16 protein-coding genes are annotated in these 20,360 nt (G+C 38.0%); 10 read left to right on the forward strand and 6 right to left on the reverse strand.

All coding sequences use genetic code 11. The features are described 5' to 3' along the window. Window positions 1–245: 245 nt before the first annotated feature. Window positions 246–4,931 carry a LamG-like jellyroll fold domain-containing protein gene (locus Q0983_RS10660; protein ID WP_299552591.1) on the forward strand — a complete coding sequence of 1,562 codons (4,686 nt, stop codon included), beginning with the start codon at window positions 246–248 and terminating at the stop codon, window positions 4,929–4,931. Window positions 4,932–4,933: 2 nt separating this feature from the next. Here the strand turns inward: Q0983_RS10660 and Q0983_RS10665 are convergent, their stop codons facing one another. The 3 genes from Q0983_RS10665 to pruA form a co-directional block, all read right to left on the reverse strand. Then, window positions 4,934–6,184, reverse strand: coding sequence for a sigma-70 family RNA polymerase sigma factor (locus Q0983_RS10665; protein ID WP_299552594.1), 1,251 nt, complete (start codon window positions 6,182–6,184; stop codon window positions 4,934–4,936). Beyond that, window positions 6,184–6,531, reverse strand: a complete 348-nt coding sequence (locus Q0983_RS10670; protein WP_299552597.1) for a YciI family protein — start codon at window positions 6,529–6,531, stop codon at window positions 6,184–6,186. Before Q0983_RS10670 ends, Q0983_RS10665 begins: the two co-directional genes overlap by 1 nt. A gap of 516 nt (window positions 6,532–7,047) precedes the next feature. Next, on the reverse strand, window positions 7,048–8,676 hold the full coding sequence (gene pruA, locus Q0983_RS10675) for an L-glutamate gamma-semialdehyde dehydrogenase (RefSeq protein WP_299552600.1): 1,629 nt from the start codon (window positions 8,674–8,676) through the stop codon (window positions 7,048–7,050). Between the two features lie 151 nt (window positions 8,677–8,827). Here pruA and Q0983_RS10680 point away from each other — a divergent pair, with 151 nt between their 5' ends. Continuing rightward, window positions 8,828–9,553, forward strand: a complete 726-nt coding sequence (locus Q0983_RS10680) for an NRDE family protein (RefSeq protein WP_299552603.1) — start codon at window positions 8,828–8,830, stop codon at window positions 9,551–9,553. Then, window positions 9,546–10,541: a DUF6695 family protein gene (locus tag Q0983_RS10685; protein WP_299552606.1), complete on the forward strand. Its 996-nt coding sequence runs from the start codon at window positions 9,546–9,548 to the stop codon at window positions 10,539–10,541. The genes Q0983_RS10680 and Q0983_RS10685 overlap by 8 nt, the downstream gene beginning before the upstream one ends. An 82-nt stretch (window positions 10,542–10,623) precedes the next feature. On the opposite strand, the gene apaG is transcribed toward Q0983_RS10685, so the two are convergent. After that, window positions 10,624–11,010, reverse strand: coding sequence for a Co2+/Mg2+ efflux protein ApaG (gene apaG / locus Q0983_RS10690; RefSeq protein WP_299552609.1), 387 nt, complete (start codon window positions 11,008–11,010; stop codon window positions 10,624–10,626). A gap of 276 nt (window positions 11,011–11,286) precedes the next feature. Next, the gene (locus tag Q0983_RS10695) at window positions 11,287–12,537 is read right to left on the reverse strand and encodes a DUF5103 domain-containing protein (protein WP_299552612.1); all 1,251 of its coding nucleotides are present in this window, start codon (window positions 12,535–12,537) and stop codon (window positions 11,287–11,289) included. 155 nt (window positions 12,538–12,692) lie between these two features. Here Q0983_RS10695 and Q0983_RS10700 point away from each other — a divergent pair, with 155 nt between their 5' ends. The 6 genes from Q0983_RS10700 (at window position 12,693) to nqrF (ending at window position 18,836) form a co-directional block, all read left to right on the forward strand. Further along, window positions 12,693–14,048, forward strand: a complete 1,356-nt coding sequence (locus tag Q0983_RS10700; RefSeq protein WP_299552615.1) for a Na(+)-translocating NADH-quinone reductase subunit A — start codon at window positions 12,693–12,695, stop codon at window positions 14,046–14,048. Next, window positions 14,048–15,253, forward strand: coding sequence for an NADH:ubiquinone reductase (Na(+)-transporting) subunit B (locus Q0983_RS10705; RefSeq protein WP_299552618.1), 1,206 nt, complete (start codon window positions 14,048–14,050; stop codon window positions 15,251–15,253). The genes Q0983_RS10700 and Q0983_RS10705 overlap by 1 nt, the downstream gene beginning before the upstream one ends. 78 nt (window positions 15,254–15,331) lie before the next feature. Beyond that, window positions 15,332–16,084, forward strand: a complete 753-nt coding sequence (locus tag Q0983_RS10710) for a Na(+)-translocating NADH-quinone reductase subunit C (RefSeq protein WP_299552621.1) — start codon at window positions 15,332–15,334, stop codon at window positions 16,082–16,084. A gap of 3 nt (window positions 16,085–16,087) precedes the next feature. Then, window positions 16,088–16,735: an NADH:ubiquinone reductase (Na(+)-transporting) subunit D gene (locus Q0983_RS10715; protein WP_299552624.1), complete on the forward strand. Its 648-nt coding sequence runs from the start codon at window positions 16,088–16,090 to the stop codon at window positions 16,733–16,735. A gap of 72 nt (window positions 16,736–16,807) precedes the next feature. Continuing rightward, window positions 16,808–17,521 carry an NADH:ubiquinone reductase (Na(+)-transporting) subunit E gene (gene nqrE, locus Q0983_RS10720; RefSeq protein WP_299552626.1) on the forward strand — a complete coding sequence of 238 codons (714 nt, stop codon included), beginning with the start codon at window positions 16,808–16,810 and terminating at the stop codon, window positions 17,519–17,521. Between the two features lie 4 nt (window positions 17,522–17,525). Continuing rightward, window positions 17,526–18,836: an NADH:ubiquinone reductase (Na(+)-transporting) subunit F gene (gene nqrF / locus Q0983_RS10725; protein ID WP_299553186.1), complete on the forward strand. Its 1,311-nt coding sequence runs from the start codon at window positions 17,526–17,528 to the stop codon at window positions 18,834–18,836. A gap of 82 nt (window positions 18,837–18,918) precedes the next feature. Here the strand turns inward: nqrF and Q0983_RS10730 are convergent, their stop codons facing one another. After that, window positions 18,919–19,374, reverse strand: coding sequence for a Na(+)-translocating NADH-quinone reductase subunit F (locus tag Q0983_RS10730; protein ID WP_299552628.1), 456 nt, complete (start codon window positions 19,372–19,374; stop codon window positions 18,919–18,921). A 112-nt stretch (window positions 19,375–19,486) separates the two neighbouring features. Here Q0983_RS10730 and Q0983_RS10735 point away from each other — a divergent pair, with 112 nt between their 5' ends. Further along, the gene (locus Q0983_RS10735) at window positions 19,487–20,359 is read left to right on the forward strand and encodes a DUF4846 domain-containing protein (RefSeq protein ID WP_299552631.1); all 873 of its coding nucleotides are present in this window, start codon (window positions 19,487–19,489) and stop codon (window positions 20,357–20,359) included. Window position 20,360: the final 1 nt, after the last annotated feature.

Raw genomic sequence — 20,360 nt, forward strand, 5'->3', positions numbered from 1 at the left:
TTAAAAATGCAACTGTGTCAATGAATAAATTTAAACATATTTTAAAAACACACAATTATTACCATCATATTTCTTGCCAAAGTAGAATTATTTTTACAATTTGTTAAAAAATGTTAGATTTGTATCGTTGAATTATAATTGCTATTACTCTCAAACAAAAAAATAAGACCTTTTAAAGGTCGTTATAATACATGGGGATTGATCTGCTCTCGAATCAAATAAAATTCCATCTATTGCTTCTATTTATGGGAATTGCTCACTTGGCTTTTTCCCAAACGGCTGATTTTAAGGTTCAGCATATTCAGGATGAAGTAGGGAATACAGGCGGAACCAATACGTCATTTACAACGCTCGGTTCTTTAAATAGCGTTGTGGAATTAGCTAATAATAATCGTAAAACACACGGAGGTCCAAACACGCATTCAGGAAACAAAGAAGGTGACGACATGTCCGGGGCCAGGCAACTTACCGGCGTTAATACCTTAACTTATTACAGAGCTTCAGGATCTGATAGTAGAGATGCCAGGTTTAATAGCTCTTTATGGGAATATATTGGAGCAGCCAATGGTAATAATGAATTTATTGTAAGAGGACGGTATGCTATTGCTCTCAATGGTACTACCAATAGCACGACCCAGGCTATATCAGGTGTTGTTAATGCCAATAAGTGTATTCCTTTCATTACGGGAATTATTAATAATGCTACCGGTAATGATGCGGATTCAGGTACGGCAGTGGCTTATTTGGAAAATGCCACTACACTAAGAGTACAGAAGGGTTCCAATGGAAATAATGTAACGATTTATATAACTGTTGTGGAATTTACCGGAGCAAATTGGACGGTATTACATGGTGATTCAGGAGCTGTAAATGCTGATACCGGGACTATAACTTTGCGGGATGGATCTGCCGGTACGGGTTCTGCAACAAATGTATCTTCCTGGAGCGATGCCGTAATTTTTGGGCATTTTAGAGCCGATACCGGAGCCAGTGGTGCCAATGACAACATATCAGATTTATGGCCGGTTTTGGAACCAGGGTCAAACAATCAAAGTGTAGATTGGGTTTTTCATAGCAATCATGATTCTGCAGGTACTAACAGGCATTTTGTACATGTCTTGACGAATTCAGGGCTTAATGTTACCAGGTTCCAAAATACAACAAATAGTGCAGGACAAACAACTATTGACATAACAGCTGCGGGGCTTACAGATGTAAATCAAGCATTTATTGTTGGGTCAACAACATCCAGTGGTAACGGAACCGCTTATGGGAGGGGGTGGAGAAATTATTACTTAAATTCAACTACAGAGGCGGCTCATTGGGTGCATAGAAGTGGTAATACAGTATCTCATGAAATACAAATTGTTGATTTAAGTGCTTTACAAACTACATATCCTGGCCCTGAAATGAATGTATTAGGAAACGGCATCAGTATTTTAGATGGAAATACAGCTATTTCATTAAGTGATCATACCGATTTTGGAGAAGTTGAAGCTTCCGGGGTAACCTCAGTAACTCGTACTTATACCATTCAAAATTTAGGAAGCACAGATTTGACTTTAGACAACCCCAGCCCATATATAGTAATTATAGGTAGTACGGCAGATTTTACTTTGGTTGCTAATCCGTCCACTCCAATTGCCGCAGCCGGAAGTACCACTTTTAGTATTACCTATGACCCCACCACATCAGGGACACATTTAGCAATGGTTTCTATAGCAAATAATGATTCTGATGAAAACCCATACACTTTTCTTATTCAGGGAAAAGGCGAGTATTGCAGCTCCAACGGAAGTACAGATTATAACACCAGTGTTACATTCGTATCGTTTAATACCATTAGTAATGCAGACAATGAGATACCAAAGGATAACGCCTATGAAGATTTTACCAATTTATCCACTAATGTTTATAAAAATTCAACACATGATTTAACGGTAAGGGTAAATACAGACGGGAATTTTCAGGTGTTTACCATTGCCTGGATAGATTGGAATAATGATGGAGATTATGATGATGCCGGAGAAGCATATGATTTAGGGTCTGCCACAAACGTGGTAGACGGCCTGACATCAAATTCCCCATTATCAATAACAGTACCTGCAAATGCTGAAATTGGTTTAACTGAAATGCGTGTTGCCACAAAGTGGCAAAGTTATCCGTCAAGTTGTGATTCCGGTTTTGATGGTGAAGTAGAAGACTATTCCATAAATGTTATTGATTATTTGGTTGATTTCGACGGCGTTGATGAGTATATTGACTTTGGAGATAATCATGATTTGACAAGTTCATTTTCCTTAGAATCCTGGGTGTTACAGGAAGCAACCGTTGCTAAGGGCACAATTATATCTAAAGGAAATACGGATCTGACTTTAAAAACAGGCTATCATTTAACCATAGATAATGGCTATCCTAACTTGACCTGGTATGACAATGCCAATAGTGAAGTGCTAAACGTAACGTCACCATACGCTATTCCGAATAATGAGTGGCATCACATTGCAGCCACCTATGACGGTACTACGGCAAGATTATATTTAGATGGTATTGAAGTGATATCAGGGGCTCCTTCAGCAGCTCCATTAGATGTACCGCAACATTTTAAAATAGGAGCAGAAACGGCGAATTACGCAACAACACCGATAAACGTTAATTTTTTTAATGGTGCTATTCAGGAAGCCCGGGTATGGGATGTAGCCTTAACAGCTACTCAAATAAGGGAGATGATGAATCAGCATATAGAGGAAAATACCACTAATGTTAAAGGTATGACACTACCGGTAAATATTTCCGGAGGGTTGTTATGGACTAATTTGCGGGGGTATTATCCATTGGATTCCAATACCGCATTTGATAGTTCCGGTTATGGTATAGATGGCACACCTCATGAAATCAAATCATCACAAATAGTATCGGCACCATTGCCGTATGAAACCGATGGGGATTCCAGCTGGGATACCAATACAACCTGGTTGAATTATGATAATTTATACATTCCTAACACTACGGGACTGGATGGTACCACTTCTATTGATTGGAATATTGTTGATTTAACCAATGATGTTAGTTCCGGTGACAGAAATATCAGCCTGCTGGGGCTTATCTCTACTACAGGGACTTTAACAGTTTCTGATCCCGGAGAAGATCAGGATGAGACAAACTCCGGTCGGGCTTTGACTATTTCCGGTTATTTAGAGTTAGACGGCGTGATTGATCTGGTTGGGGAGTCTCAGTTAATACAAACCGATGGGAGCATTATTGACGCAGATAGCGGCGGTTATATTGAAAGAGATCAACAAGGCACAGCCAACGGATTTAATTATAATTATTGGTCATCCTCTGTAGGGCCAAGGTCCGGTAATACCGCTACACGTGGTACAGGTGTGTCCAGCACTAACGCTAATCACACTATATCAGGAGTCTTGCACGATGGAACCATTTCAGGGCTTTACCAGGATCTGACTTTTGATGCTTCTCCTAATGCCAGTGATGGTACACCGCCACCTCCGGGGTTTGCCAGAACTGTCAGTTCTTACTGGATGTATAAGTTTTATGGTGATGATGACGATTATAACGCCTGGGAAAAGATTGATGAAACATCATCGTTACTCCCGGGAGAAGGGTTCACAATGAAAGGGACTTCAGGCTCAGTTTCAATTGTCAATCAGCAAAATTACGTGTTTGAAGGCTTGCCCAATAATGGGGATATAATTTTAGAACTTGATAAAACTTCGGGAGATGTTGATCGCCTAATTGGTAATCCATACCCATCAGCTATTGATGCTACAGCGTTTATTCTTGATAATATGAGTACGGCAGATGGCGGTAACAATGCAACGGGAACCATATTCAATGGCGCTTTATATTTTTGGGATCATTTTGGAGAAGAGAACTCGCATAATTTGAAAGATTATGTTGGTGGTTATGCTACGCGAAATTTAACGGGTGGAGCGGCTGCTATTTCGAATGACGCACGAATTAATAATACCTCCAATGGAGGGAGTGCTGCCACAGGAACCAAAGTTCCGGGGCAATACATTCCTGTAAATCAAGGCTTTTTTGTTAGCACTGCATTGGATGGCTTTGATGATAACAATGGAACACCGATCGATGTTGTAGATGGAGGAGATATTATGTTTAAAAACAGCCAACGTGTGTTTGCAACAGAAAATGGTTCAACATCTTTGTTTTTAAAGCCTGCTAAGAGAAAAGGTGTTACTAATAAGGAAATTGAAAATACTAAAGATGATACTCCTATAATTAGATTGATTTACCATTCTCCTTCCGGGTACCATAGGCAATTGGTATTAGGGGCTCATATGAAGGCGTCATTAGATTTTGATTTAGGATATGATGCTTTTATGGTGGATGTCAGTGAAGAGGATATGTACTGGAATATAAATGGCGACAAGTTTGTAATTCAGGGAGTTGATGAATTCAATGAATCTCAGGAGTTTTTGTTAGGGCTTATAGTTAAAAGCAGTGGGATTGCCAGAATAAGGGTTGATGCTCTGGAAAATATAGAACCTAATCCTTCTTTATACATAAAAGATAATGTAACGGGAGAAACCTTTCAGATAAATGAGGAACCATTTGAAATTTACTTGGAAGAGGGAGTCTATAATGACAGATTTAAATTGGTATTTCAAGCGTCAGGTCAATCTTTAGGTTCAGATGAGATCAATACGCTTTCCAATGACTTCATTACTTACTATGATACAGAGACTTCTGAAATCAGGGTAATCAACAAAGTGAATACTTTTGTTTCATATGTTAAAATATATAACATGCTTGGTCAGGAGGTTAAACATGAAATGTATCGCACCAGGAAAAATATTTTCATACCTGTAAGCGTTAGCAATGGCGTTTATCTTTTAGAAATTAAAACGGAGAATGGTATCTTCAAAAAGAAAATTATTTTAAAGTAATACTAGTGTTTCAACCTGGCTAGTAACGATGTTTTCTTCTTTAATAAAAACTCTTTTTCAAGGGAATTATTCACGGAATTCAGGGCCAGGTCTAAATAGTTTAAGGCTTGATCAGGGCTATTTGTTGCGTTATAATAATCTGATAAAGCACCAAAATAAAGGTAAGATCGGGATTCAAAATCTTCCGGTTGTAACTGATCAAGATAGTGCTTTGCCATGTTGTAATTTTTATTTTGTAAACAAACTACCGCCATAGTAAGGAGGTTGGAAGGCATGGGTTGTAACGCGTTTAAACACTGATACCAATGTAAAATTTTATCCCAGTTAGTGTCTTCAAAACGGGCAGCCCGTAAATGTTCTGCAGCAATAGCGGCTTCATAATGATAACATGAAAATTCATCGGTTTCCACCGCTTTATTCATCATGACGTTGCCTAATTTGATCAAAGGAAAATACCATTTGCTTCTATCCTGATTTTTTAGATCTAACAGCTCATTTTCGGTATTGGTTTTGCTCTCTAACCTGGAAGCATGAAAATACATTAAAGCGCATAAAGCATAAACATCAGGTGTTCTGGTTAAGGTGTTTTTCAACAAAAGTTGGGAGAGTCTTATGGCTTCTCCGCATAGTTCTTTTCTGATCAGGATCTCCTTTTTGTTTGAATGAAATCCTTCATTAAAAATTAAATAAAGAACTTCCATGACATTTTCCAGGCGTTGCGGAAGTGATTTACCTTGTGGAATTTTAAACTTTAGTTTGGATTTTTGAATAGCCTTACGGGCCCTTGACAAGCGTTTTTTTATGGTGTCTTCTTTGGTAAGCAATGCCGATGATATTTCCTTAATACTAAACCCGGAAACCGTTTTTAAAGCAAAAGCGATCTGATCTCTTGAATCTAATTTAGGGTGGCAAGCGGTAAAGATCATTCTAAGTTGTGCGTCTTCTATTTCAGAATCTAAAAAGAGATCATTTATGGCAATAGCGTCCGTTCCCTGATTGATGTTTGGAAGGTGTTTTTGCTCAGCTTTAAGTTTCCTGAAAATATCTAAAACCCTGTTTTTAGCTGCCTGAGTCAGCCAAGCTTCAGGATTGTCAGGTTGTTTGCTTCTCCAGGAGATACTTGCCTTTATAAAGGTGTCCTGAACGGCATCTTCAATAATTTCAAGATTTGATAATCCAAAAATTCTCGTTAAAACAGAAACCATCTTTCCGCTGTGATAACGGAAAAGATGGTCTATGAGTTTAGGTTCCATTAGCGATCAAAAACCATGATTTCACGAATTTCTACTGTACCGCCCAAATCATAATCCGGGTAGTCTTCGGCAATTTCCTGAACGCTGTCAAAGTCTTTGGCTTCTACCAGATAATACCCGCCAACTATTTCTTTAACTTCCGCCGAAGTTAAATCGGTCACAGTTCTGTTTTTCCCAACAACACGTCTTATTTGTGGTGTTAAAGCATTACCGCCACGAAGGATACCGGCCTGGGACATTTTATCATTCCAGGCAAACCATTTGCCCATCCTGGTTTGCAATTCTTCCGGAGACAGGCCTAAATCAGCGTAATCTGCTCCAACAAAAATCATCATAAATTCTTTCATAATTGAATATTTTTAAGGTTTATATTATTAAGACGTATGTTAGAATGGATAAGGGGACACTTATTTTCAAATTTAATTGAAAAAATAAACTTTTTAATTTTTACCTGGTAAAAAAGGATGCCATTTTAGAAGAAAAGAGACATTAGAATATAAAGATATTTGTTCTAACACGCTCTATTAAGGATATTTATGGACAAGATGCGTAGTAAGTGCGTAGTGCTTTTTCTACTTGTTAGCTTAGGTGCTTAAAAGCAAAATAAATAGTTTTGTAGGTAAGTGAGATATTGTAATAAAATATAATATTTGATTGTAAAAAAAGATTGACCCCCATTAATCTTATGTACCACACTTTATAATATGTTTTTTTCTAGGCTAACGGGAGCGTGGTTTAGTAAGGCTTTAAGGGGTATTAAACATTGAAACACGTTTGTTTTGATTAGTAGCAATGTTGAAAAAAGCAATTAGGAATAATTCCTAATTGCTTTTTTATTGAAGTATTATGTGTACTGTTTCCTCCTATGCTCCTAAAAATGGATACCTGTAATCTGTGGGCGTTACAAACGTTTCTTTGATCATCCTTGGTGAGACCCAACGCAACAGGTTTTGAGCACTTCCGGCTTTATCGTTAGTCCCGGAAGCCCGGGCACCACCAAATGGTTGTTGGCCAACAACGGCTCCTGTAGGTTTATCATTAATGTAGAAATTACCGGCACTATTTTGTAATGCTTTTGTGGCTTCAACTATGGCGTATCTGTCAGTAGCAAGAATAGCTCCGGTAAGCGCATATTCACTGGTCTCATCAACCAGTTTTAACGTTTCGGAATAGGCATCATCTTCATAGACATAAATAGTGATCACCGGCCCAAATAATTCGGTACACATGGTAGTGTATTTCGGATTTGAAGTAACAATAACCGTTGGTTCAATAAAATACCCCTTGCTTTTGTCATAACCGCCACCAACTATAATATCTGCGTCAGCATCGGCTTTTGCCTGATCAATATATTTAGCCAATTTATCAAAAGACCCTTCGTGAATAACAGCCGTAACAAAATTGCTCATATCTTCGGGAGATCCTATTTTAAAAGAGTTTACGTCCTCTATGACAAAGTTTTTTACGTCTTCCCATATGCTTTGTGGTATATAGGCTCTGGAGGCCGCACTACATTTTTGTCCCTGAAATTCAAAGGCGCCTCTGGAAATGGCTGTAGCTACCTGTTTGTCATTAGCCGATTTATGCGCAACGATGAAGTCTTTGCCACCGGTTTCTCCAACAATTCTCGGGTAGGTTTTATAGTTATGAATATTATTGCCTATTTGTTTCCACAGTTCTCTAAAGATGAATGTAGAACCGGTAAAATGCAATCCGGAAAAATCAGGACTGGCTAAAACCGTATTGGTGATCATTACAGGGTCACCAAAAACAACATTTATGACACCTGCAGGTACACCGGCTTCTTTAAATACATCCATAATGACTTTGGCAGAGTATATTTGACTGTCACTGGGTTTCCAGACAACCACATTACCCATTAAGGCCATACAAGCTGGTAGATTACCGGCAATAGCAGTAAAGTTAAATGGTGTAACAGCATAAGTAAACCCTTCAAGGGGCCTGTACTCAATCCGGTTCCAGGCATCAGAAGTACTTTCCGGTTGTTCAGCATAGATGTCAGTCATAAACTGCACGTTAAAGCGCAAAAAATCTATTAACTCACAAGCCGAATCAATTTCAGCCTGGTGAATGGTTTTAGACTGCGCTATCATGGTCGCGGCATTTATTTTGGCTCTGTATGGTCCTGCAATAAGTTCGGCAGCTCGTAAAAAGATACCGGCACGTTGTTCCCAGGGCATTTGAGACCAGGTTTTTCTGGCCTCTAAAGCTGTAGCAATAGCATCCTCTATATGGGATTGTTCTGCTAAATGATAGGTGCCAACAATATGTTGGTGATCATGAGGAGGAGACATCATCCTGGTAGTTCCGGTTTCAACATCATTTCCATTTATATATAAAGGCACATCAATTTTACTGTTAAACATGTCTTTGTAAGCCTGTAAAACAGCCTCCCTTTCAGGAGAGCCCGGAGCATAACTTTTTACAGGTTCATTGACCGCAATTGGTACGTTAAAAAAGCCTTTTCCCATAATATGTCTATTTTTATTAAAAAATTTTCAGTGAATTGGGTGCAAATTTACGAATATTTTAATTATTAATTAAAAACAGAACTTCTTAAAATCTAGTTAATTTTTATTTATTTTTTGTAAGTTGCTACACGATATTAAGACTACAGATTTCATGTGTACCGTAACAATTATCCCTAAAGGAACTAATGATTTTGTGCTCACTTCAAATAGAGATGAAGCACCAAACAGAATATCGTCTTCGCCGGAGTTTTATACTATTGAAGGCGTTAAGACACTGTTTCCTAAAGATGAATTATCAGAAGGAACCTGGATTGGTGTAAGCGAAAAAAACCGATTGATTTGTGTGCTTAACGGCGGTTTTATTATTCATGAAAGGCAGGCCGAATATAGAAAAAGCAGGGGTGTGGTGGCTAAGGATTTCATGATTGCAGAGGATGTAATTTCTCTTGTGGGTAAGTATGATTTAAAGGGCATTGAACCATTTACTATGGTGATAGTGGATTGGACTGCCGGTTTGCAGCTTTTTGAATTGGTTTGGGACGGAAGCAAAAAACATGTTTCGGAATTACCATTAGAACCCAAATTATGGTCGTCTTCAACGTTGTATACGGAAGCCATGAAAAAGGAGCGACAACGGTGGTTTAAGATATTTAAAGCTGAAAATGATTTGAATGCCGAATCTATATTGACGTTTCATAAAGAGGCTGGAGGCGATAATGAGGATTATGGTGTTATTATGGACAGGTATTTTGTAAAAACCACCAGTATTACACAGGTTGAAAAACAGGGTGATGCCGTAGACATGTCCTATGAAAATCTTCAGGACGGAACTATCGCTAATAAAACATTTAGTTTACCGCAGATAGTTAATGAATAGTACCGGAATTATTTTAACGCTGGCCTATCCGGAAACTATTGTGATGGTTTCTGAAGAGTGGTTTTCTCCTTTTTTACGCTATTTAGGTATTGGCAAGAAAGATTATTTACGTGCTGGCCATGCGGCTTTAGTGCTGATTAATAAGACTACAGGTGTTTTGGAATACCATGATTTTGGGCGTTATATAACCCCGGAACCAACCGGACGTGTACGCGGGCGAGATACCGATAATGAACTTGACTTCCCTTTAAAAGCCAAGATTGACGGTGATGAGATAAAGAATTTAAATACCATTTTAGAGTTTTTGGGAACACATCCCAAGTTAACCCATGGTGATGGTAAATTAGTAGCGTCGGTTTGTAAGGCAGTGGATTATGAAAAGGCCAGAAGACATATAACCATGATGCAGGAAAAGCATTTTATTCGTTATGCTGCGTTTATAAAAGATGCCTGCAATTGTGCCCGTTTTGTAACCGATAGTTTGATTGCTTCGGTAACGGATCAGGTTATTAAAAAACGACTTGTTAAATCAAAGTGGTTTACACCCAGTACAGTTGGTAATGTGTTGTTGGCTGATACCGAAAACCATGTTTATGAAGTTTCTCAAGCAGGAGTGCTCTCTGAATTTACGGGCTCACAGAAAAGTGAAAATTTACGTTGTTTTTTGGATAAGCTCAAAGATCATGAAGTAAATTTGGTTGGGACTTTAGAACCAAAGCCTAATGATGAAATTCATGAAGCCGCACAATGGCTCTCCGGTATAGCAGCTGGTGCCTGGTTTGAATTGCATGAAACGGAAAATGAACTGGAATACCGTTTTAGGCGACTCTCACCTTACGGTCATATTGATGTGGATGCCCTTTTTAAAGTTGAAGATAACATGTTTACTTATCAGGAGCGGTTTGAGTTTGTACATTATTCCAATTGTAAATTCTTTCATATACAGCAAAACGGCACTGTTTTTAGGTTTGAAAGAATTGAAAGTTAATACTATGACATTCTGAATCTTTTGACTGTCGCTCAAGACAGGCTAGAGTGAAGAATCTCTATTTTAAAATTGGGTAATCTTCCTAGTTTATAGCAAAAGGCGCACTTAGCTTAAATGTCGGGATAGCTACATTAAACTTTTTGGTAGTAGTAAAGTTTACCATACTGTAATACCCTTGCATAGCACCAAACGGTGAGGTTAATAAACATCCGGACGTATAAGTATGAGATTCACCAGGTTTTAAAACCGGTTTTTTACCAATAACTCCTTCGCCATCAACAATCTCAACATTATTTAAAGCATCCAGAATCTCCCAATGACGTGCCTGAAGTTGTACGGAATCTTTACTTTGGTTTTCTATAGTGACTTTATAACCAAAAGCGTACTGTATTTTATAGTTTCTATAAAATGAGCCTTCGAAAGTGGTTTCCACCGAAATCTTTATGCCTTTGGTTACCTGTTGTACCATGAATTAATCGAAAAAGAATTGCGCGACGCTTTGCGTCGTGGTTTCCTATAAAATTATCATTCCCATGAAAATGGGAATCTCAATAAGAGATTAAAAAACTTTTATTGACTGATATACAATACGTTTAAACAGCAAAAATAGTATTTTTTAATGGCTACAATTAAAAAATTAGTTAAAATGCTGTTTTAATCGAAAAGAATTCCCCGATGTACTGTATAACGTCGGAGTTTCCGTCGAAATTGCCATTCCCTTGACAAAGGGATCTTATTAAATTATTTAGTTACTGATATTAACAGAGCTGGCTTCTCCCAACCCGATAATTTTGTCATAACGCCCGCCCAGATCTCTGTAATACACCAATACTTTGTAGTTGTTTTCGGTTTGGTAAAAGTTGCCGCCAATAGCACCTTCATTAATGGTGTCGTCATCCAGTGTCACGTATTTGTAATTGTAAAACCCTTGTTTTAATAATATAGAAGCCCTGTAGACCCTTCCTGAAGGATCATAGGTCATTTTATTACTTTCGTTAATAACGTAATTGTTAAAATTGCCGTATACAAAAACGCTGGTGTTAGTATCAAAATCGGGGTTTGGCCGCAATGAAAAATGGATCCAAACATAATCGGATTCTATACTTACATCCACATTGTTGATATTTGTAATTAGGTAGTTCCCGTTAATGTCCGGGTTATAGGTATAAGGCCTGTTACTGCGTTGAATGTTAGTGAATAAGTAATTGTGATACAGGTCTTGTAATTCAATACGCTGTACACCGTTGCTGGCGGCTCTTACATCTTTATTCTCAAAATATAAGTACTCGTTGCCACCCCAAAAACTGGACTCTATATCGTATTTGTAAATAAGCTGATTACCAACCGTGTATTGCGGTTTTAAGTTTGAAATAGCCGTATTCAGATTATTGTTTTGTACTACCAAAGTTTTTACAGTTTGCATGGGATTATTAAGCTGCATACCTCTTGGGGCAATGATGATATCTACGCGTTGTTTTTCTTCAATGTATTGAATGTCCCTGGAACGTTTTAGGCTTAAGCCAACGTCGGCCCTGTCTTCGTAGATCATAAATTTTCTTGAAAACACCAACTCGTCATAACTGTCAAAGATGCTAATTACATAGTTGCCGGATTTTTTTAGGCGTCTTGTAAACTGATTAGGGACCGTTAATTTATAATGCGAATAAATTTGAAGTGTATTATATGAATTTTCATAATTTCTGATGCGTTGGTTGTCAAAGCCATCCAAATATTCCGTTTTAGCTAAAATAGAAGGGGTCCAGTCAAAGTTACAGTGCTGAATTTTATAATAATAATCATCTTCATTCCCATTTAAAGCGTCAAATTCCAATACCAGGGGATCGCCCAACCTTAATACCGGTAATTGAGTTTCGGGCGTACTTCCCTTAAAATTAACGGTTTTTATAAAGTCAGGAGGGGTCACCTCATTTAGTTGACCATAACCAATATTTATACTGAAAAAAAGGATAAAAACCGGAATGAATTTTATTGACATGTACAAGTAGTTTGGTGTAAATATAATCAAATTTAATGCCTAAAGTCTGACATATGTTAAAGCTCATAAATTTCTACGTATTTTATTATGAAAACTGCATATTAAATTTGTACTTTTGCACCGATTTTTAGACAACTAATCTCAATAGAAAAAATATGTCAAACGACATTCGCATTAAAAAAGGTCTAGACATTAAACTTAAGGGTGCAGCCGAAAAAACGTTAGATACGGCAATAGTAAGCAATTTTTGCACCATTAGACCTGAAGATTTCCACGGCGTTATTCCTAAATTGATTTTAAAAGTTGGAGCTAAAGTAAAAGCAGGAGGTCCTGTTTTTCATGATAAGTCTAACGAAAATGTAAAATTTGTTTCTCCGGTTTCAGGAGAAGTATCGGAAATTGTACGTGGTGAAAAAAGACGAATTTTAGCCATTAAAATTCAGGCAGACAAATCGCAAACATATCAGGACAACGGAACACTTGATGTAAATGCTGCAACCAGGGAAGAAGTATTGGATAAATTACTGAACTCCGGGTGTTGGCCATTTGTAAAACAACGTCCGTACGATGTTATTGCAAATCCGGACAAGACACCTAAAGCTATTTTTGTTTCAGGTTATGCCAGCGCCCCTTTAGCTGCCGATTTGGATTTTACACTACAAGGAAAAGAAGCTGAATTGCAAGCGGCGGTTACCGCTTTAGGAAAACTAACAGAGGGAACCGTTCACATGTCAGTAGGTAAAAATTCTAATTCACCGTTGGCATCTGTTTCAGGAGCAACCATTCACAAAGTGTCTGGCCCGCATCCGTCAGGAAATGTAGGAACGCTGATCAATAAGATCGATCCAATAAACAAAGGCGAGGTTGTTTGGACCGTCAGTGCTCAGGACCTAGTCATTATAGGTGAGTTATTGTTGACCGGAAAATTCAATGCCGAACGCGTAGTTGCTTTAGTGGGGTCTTCAATTGAATCTCCCAGGTATTTTTCTACGAAAATAGGTAGTGAGGTATCAACCATGGTTTACGATAAGGGAATCGCTAAAGATGCTAATGCCAGGATTATTTCCGGTAATGTGCTTAGTGGAAAAGAAGTGCAGCCTGATGGCGCCTTAGATTATTACAGCAATGTTATTACCGTAATTCCGGAAGGTGACGATTATGAATTGTTCGGATGGAACAAACCGATCTTCAATAAAGTATCGACTTCCAGAGCGTTAACGTTCTCATGGTTAAACCCTAGGAAAGAATACGATTTAAATACAAATACTAATGGGGAGCACAGAGCATTTGTGGTTACCGGTGGTTATGAAGAGGTGTTTCCTTTAGATATTTATCCGTTACAGATCTTAAAGGCCTGTATGTATAAAGATCTGGATGAAATGGAAGCTTTGGGAATGTATGAAGTTGCTCCTGAAGATTTTGCGTTGACAGAATTTGTTTGTGTGTCTAAACAGCCACATCAAAAAATAATAAGAGACGGTTTAGACTTAATGCTTAAAGAGATTGGATAATGGGACTAAAAAGTAAATTTCATAAACTTAAATTAAAGTATCAGGGCACTAAAATGGCACCTGCCTTTAATGCCATTCATACATTTTTGTACTTGCCGAATGAGACCACTCACGGAGGGACCCATATAAAAGCTGCCGACGATTTAAAGCGTACCATGAATATAGTTATTATGGCTATGGTACCGTGTTTGATCTTTGGAATGTTTAATGCAGGTTACCAACACAATGCCGCTATTGGTGATTTTACAAGAGGTATGTCATTTTTTAGTGGTGAATTTTGGACCTTAGAAAATCTGGGGATTGGAGCTCTTAAGATCCTGCCTTTGGTAGTGGTATCTTACGGGGTTGGTTTAGCCATAGAATTCTTATTTGCAGTAATCAAAAAACACGAAGTGGAAGAAGGGTACCTGGTGACAGGGATGTTAGTACCACTTATTGTACCGGTTGATATTCCGCTTTGGATGTTGGCGGTTGCAGTCGCTTTTGGTGTTGTAATTGGTAAAGAAGTTTTTGGAGGAACGGGTATGAATATTTTAAATCCTGCCTTAACTATTAGAGCCTTCTTATTCTTTGCATATCCTACCTGGATGTCCGGAGATAAGGTTTGGGTTCACGGGGCAGTTGAACGTGCCGGAACACCTGATGCTATTTCCGGTGAAACTATCTTAGGGAGTTTAGCACAGAATAACCCGGTTGACCATAGCATCATGGATATGTTCCTTGGGTTTATCCCGGGGTCAGTCGGTGAAACCTCTACTTTATTAATATTGCTGGGAGGCTTATTTCTGATCTTCACGAAAATAGGAAGCTGGAGAATTATGTTATCGTCAGCTTTAGGAGCGATTGCCATGGGATTAATTTTCAATTGGGTGGTTGATGCCGGAGTGATTGCGGAAAGTAGCAAGTTTTACGGATTGATGAGCACTGTATGGTGGCATCATCTATTAATTGGTGGTTTTGCTTTTGGTACGGTGTTTATGGCAACAGACCCCGTTACTGCGTCGCAAACCAATAAAGGAAAGTGGATTTACGGTTTCTTAGTCGGATTTATCTCCATTATGATTCGCGTATTCAACCCGGCGTATCCGGAAGGTGTGATGTTGGCCATATTATTAATGAACGTATTTGCGCCAACTATCGATCACTATGTGGTACAAGGAAATGTTAAGAAAAGAATGAAACGAATGAAAGTTAAAAGTGCCTAAAGTTAAAAGTACCTAAAGTTTTTAAATTGGAAACTTTAAGTGCTTGAGACACTTGAAACTTAAAACTTATAAATAAATATGAGTAATAAAACAGATTCAAATGTATATACAGTACTATTTGCCATAGGAATGGTAATAGTAGTAGGTGCTTTACTAGCGTTTGTGGCGTCTTCATTAAGACCAAAAATTGATGAGAATAGACGTATAGAAAAACAACAGAACATCCTTTACGCTATGGGCGTCAATGAAAACGACGAGAGTAGTGCCATTTTTATTGCTGATAAGGAAGTAGGATCCGAGTTTGAAAAGTACGTTATTAATCAACTGGTGATTACAAATGGGACAGATGTTGCAGAAGATGACCAGGCTTATTTAATTGATGTAAAGAAGGAGCAATCTAATGCCAAAGAAGGTTTAGATAGAAGGTTGCCGTTGTTTATAGGTAAAAAAGACGATCAAACATATTACGTAGCACCAATCAGAGGAAAAGGGCTTTGGGATGCCGTTTGGGGATATGTGGCTATGGACAAAAATATGGTGGTTCAAGGTGCTTACTTTGATCATAAAGGTGAAACTGCCGGTTTAGGAGCAAACATTAAAGAACGTTTCTTTATGGACGATTTTATTGGTGAGCACTTAAAAGATGCTTCCGGTAATTTTGTGGGTATTGCTATTTCTAAAAGTAACGGAGACCCTTTAAACAGTGATAAAACAGATAATGAGGTTGATGCTATTGCCGGAGCAACCATTACCGGAGACGGTGTTGCAGCTATGATCAAATCAGAGCTTAGGCTATATGTACCTTATTTTAACTCTTTAAATAATTTCTAAACTATGGGACTATTATCAAAAAAAGACCAAAAATTAATATTGGATCCTTTAGCGGATGACAATCCGATTACTATTCAGGTACTTGGTATTTGTTCGGCATTAGCGATTACAGCGCAGTTAAAAGCGTCTATTGTAATGACCATTTCGGTGATCTTCGTATTAGGATTAGGAAACGTGGTGATTTCGCTAATTAGAAATATAATCCCTTCCAAAATTAGAATTATTGTACAGTTAACGGTAGTTGCCGCTTTGGTAATTATTGTGGACCAGGTATTAAAGGCGTTCTCTTACCAGTTGAGTAAAGAGCTGGGAGCATTTATCGGATTGATTATTACTAACTGTATTATCATGGGACGTTTTGAAGCGTTTGCTTTAGGTAACGGCCCCTGGAAATCATTCCTGGATGGGGTAGGTAATGCCCTTGGATATGGAATCATTTTGATCATTGTAGGGTTCTTTAGAGAATTATTAGGTTCCGGAACCTTATTAGGGTTTAAAGTTTTAGGAGATCCTATTGCAAAAGAAGGATTGTACAAGTATGGATATGAAAACAACGGATTTATGTTGTTAGCACCTATGGCATTGATAGTTGTAGGTATCATCATTTGGGTACAACGTACCAGAAATAAAGCATTAGTAGAAGATCATTAATCAGTATACAGTTGCAGTCGCAGTTGGCAGTCAAAACTGAATACTGTGACCGGGACTGAAAACTAAAAAGATATGGAACATTTAGAATTATTTTTTAAATCAATATTTATAGATAACATGGTATTTGCTACATTCCTGGGAATGTGTTCTTACCTGGCAGTATCTAAAAAAGTATCAACGGCAGTTGGTCTTGGAGCCGCGGTAATCTTCGTATTATTAGTAACGGTACCATTGAACTGGTTATTAGACCAGTATATTTTACAACCGGGAGCTTTAGGAAAATGGTTAGGTGAAGACTATGCGTCTTACGATTTAAGTTTCTTATCATTTATCATGTTTATTGCTACTATTGCAACCATGGTACAATTAGTAGAAATTGTAGTAGAGAAGTTTTCGCCTGCATTGTATAACTCACTTGGGATCTTCTTGCCGCTTATTGCCGTAAACTGTGCCATTTTAGGAGGGTCGTTATTCATGCAATCTCGTGAGATTCCTACCATTGGTTTAGCTACCACTTACGGATTAGGGTCCGGCATTGGATGGTTCTTAGCCATTTTGGCTATCGCCGCGATCCGTGAGAAGATAAGATACTCAAATGTGCCACCGGCATTAAGAGGATTAGGGATTACGTTTATTATTACCGGCTTAATGGCTATAGGATTTATGAGTTTTGGAGGTATGTTAACCGGTGGCGATGAAGAGCCTAAAGAAGAGAAAACAGCTAAGGTTGAGGCGTTGGATAAGGAAAAGGAAATCGCTGATAACACAATAAAAGTAGTAGAGTAACATGATATTATTAGCAGCAAGTACAACAGGAACAATTGTAGCAACGGTTGCAGCGTTTTTAGTGTTAACACTGGCGTTGGTTGGGTTGTTATTATTTGTAAAGCAAAAATTAGCACCATCCGGTCCGGTTAAGATCAAGATCAATGGTGAAAAAGAAATTGAAGTACCTTCAGGTGATAGTTTGTTATCTACTTTAGGAAACGAGAAGATCTTCTTACCATCGGCTTGCGGTGGTGGCGGAACTTGTATCCAATGTGAGTGTCATGTGCATGCCGGTGGCGGTGAAGCGCTTCCAACGGAAACACCTCACTTCACTAGAAAAGAATTGCAACACGGTGCCCGTTTAGCTTGTCAGGTAAAAGTGAAGCAAGATATGGATATCAGTATTCCGGAGGAAGTATTCGGTATCAAAAAATGGGAAGCTGTAGTGGTGCGTAATTATAACGTAGCATCCTTTATCAAGGAGTTTGTAGTTGAAATTCCAGAGGATATGGGTTACAAAGCGGGAGGATATATTCAAATTGAAATTCCGCCATGTGAAGTAAAATATTCAGATATTGATATTACTGCGCATCCTGAAGAGCATGAAACACCGGATAAATTCCAACAAGAATGGGACAAGTTTGGTCTTTGGCCATTGGTTATGAAAAATACTGAAACCGTTGAGCGTGCTTACTCTATGGCTTCTTACCCTGCAGAAGGAAGAGAGATTATGTTAAATGTACGTATTGCAACACCGCCATGGGATAGAGCTAAAAACGGTTGGATGGATGTGAATCCGGGTGTGGCATCATCCTATATCTTTAATTTAAAGAAAGGAGATAAATGTACTATTTCAGGACCTTATGGTGAATTCTTCATCAACGAAAGTGATGCAGAAATGTTATATGTTGGTGGTGGAGCCGGTATGGCGCCCATGCGTTCGCATTTGTATCATTTATTTAAAACCTTAAAAACGGGTAGAACCGTTACATATTGGTACGGGGGTCGTTCTAAGCGTGAGTTGTTCTATTTAGATCACTTTGAACAATTAGAAAAAGAGTTTCCAAATTTCAAATTCTATTTAGCGTTATCTGAACCTTTGGAAGAAGATAACTGGAAAGTGAAAAAAGATATTAATGATGCCGAAGGTGACGGTTTTGTAGGATTCATCCATAACTGTGTTATTGATAATTACCTGAATCATCATGATGCTCCTGAAGATATCGAGCTATACTTCTGTGGCCCACCGTTAATGAACAAAGCGGTTCAGAAAATGGGAGAGGATTTTGGTATCCCGGATGAGAACATCAGATTCGATGACTTTGGAGGCTAGATGCGAAGTATCACCCTGAGCTTGTCGAAGGGTCTCATAATAAAGCAAAAAACCAACTCATTTGAGTTGGTTTTTTTATTAATTAAATAATCTGTAATGCTTTTTGTGACCTGTCTTTTTTAACCACAAACAATTTCCGGTAATCCATCACATTTGGAATATCATCAAGTTTACATAAAAGTGTTATAACTTCTGAAAGTCCGTTGAACAGAACATCCTTATCAGTTGGGTTATCAGGTTTTTTGTTTTTATGATGCATCGGTAACTGATAGCCACAAGCTTTCAAAAACGTCATTTCAATTTGTAATAACTCTAAGGGGGAATAGCCATTAAACCTTCTTCCAAAACTTTGATGTACTTTACCAACATAATTCAGCTTTAAAACGCCGTGGTAATCAGACAGGTGTTTCCAGCTATCGGTATTGTCTAAAATATTACCCACAGCACATTGCTTACAACATTCCGGGTTCAACATGTTGTTATGAAAAGCAGTATATAGCTTATTAATGGCACTTTCAAAACGAGGTGTGGTTTTCATAACTTCTGATTTTTCCTTTTAAGTTACAAAAAGATTAGCTTTTAGTTGCAAAATTTAAGTTAAGATTTGAATAATGCCATACGAAGTAAGATCAGGTTGACGTTATGAAAGCATGAGAAAAATAGTTTTAACCCTGTCTATATTGGCTTTGGTAGTGTTTACTGCACTTCAATTCAAACCTGTAAAACGAACCGCCAATGCCATCATTACCACTGTTAAACCTGTCAATTTATTAAATAAAGAGGGCCTGACCATTAAAAGCAGGGTGAAGGTTCCCGAAGGCTATAAACGGGTTGACTATCCAAAAGGATCATTTCAGGATTATTTACGTAACTATAAACTGAAAGCTTATGGAAGTAAGATCATTAATTATGATGGCTCAGAATATTACTGGCAAATGGGGCATATAGGTATTTTAGATATTCCGGTCCCAAAAAACGGATTGCAACAGTGTGCTGATGCTTTGATAAGGGTTAGAAGCGAATATTTATGGGATCACAACAGAAAAGAAGACATCGGTTTCAATTTTACCAGTGGTCACTATTGTTCCTGGATAAAATATGCCGAAGGTTACAGACCAAAGATTAGAGGTAATAAGGTAGACTTTCATAAAACAGCTTCAAAAGACCATTCAAAAACCAATTTTTATAAGTATTTAAATTTAATTTACACCTATTCGGGTACTTTGTCACTTTTCAATGAATTGCCTGAAATTAATGATGCTAAAAATCTTAAAATAGGTGATATGCTTATTATTGGTGGCACACCGGGGCATATTGTAATAATTTGTGATGAAGTAGTAAATGCTAAGGGCGATAAACTTTATTTACTGTTTCAGGGAAATACACCGGCACAAAGTGTTCATTTAGTTAAGAATTTAGAGGACAATGTTATTTCACCCTGGTATCATCTGCAAAAGGATGCGGTTATACCGGTTTCTAACTATACCTTTTACAATTCTAAATTTGTAAGGTTTAAAAAGTAGA

The organism is Seonamhaeicola sp., from assembly GCF_028281565.1.
GTDB lineage: Bacteria > Bacteroidota > Bacteroidia > Flavobacteriales > Flavobacteriaceae > Seonamhaeicola.